Annotated in this window: 1 pseudogene; it reads left to right on the top strand. The window is 51.3% G+C overall.

What is annotated here, in order from left to right:
- Positions 1-458: pseudogene (locus R7P74_RS27325) on the top strand (hypothetical protein); the annotation flags it as partial.
- Between the last annotated feature and the right edge of the window lie 166 nt (positions 459-624).

Here is a 624-nt window from a genome sequence, read left to right on the forward strand (position 1 = left end):
AGCCGGAGTTGTCTCGCATCTTTACACCGACAGAACATTGTCGAGTGAAAGGGATACCAGAGGAACTCATCCAAGGTCTGTCGGACACTATTGCCCACCAGATTCTCGGGCAATCGGTAGTCTTTCCCGCGTTCGAGGCTTTAGCCCTCGCATTAGGGAACAGCCTGTGGAGCTGGGTTGGAATGATGCCAATCATGGTCGAAGTCGTGGATGAATCACAGCCGGTGATCGGTGGTGAAGACTTCCATTGGGCAACGGCATTGGTTGACGCAAAGGGCACTCTCAAGCTGTCACCGGCAGCGAAAAAACAGGGGATGCCCTTCAACATTATGGATGGTCAATTGGCTGTCTATTCACCTAACGGAACTAAAAAGAGCTGCGGCCATGAGCCTTGCGAATATCTCCCGGTAATGATGTCCGGAGACGCAATCATGGTCACTTCATCTTTGGTTCATTAGTAACTCACCGGGGCAATGCCGAAAGGCCTTTGCTCCGGCCTATCCGAAAGGAGAGTAATCATGAAAATCGACACTGTTGTGCCTTTACCTCCCGAGGATTCAGGCCTTCAACACTGCATTGCCAGGTTCCATATCCGCAACATGGATTACAAGCGAGAAGCCAGGA

The sequence above is a fragment of the Vibrio sp. 2033 genome (assembly GCF_033339735.1).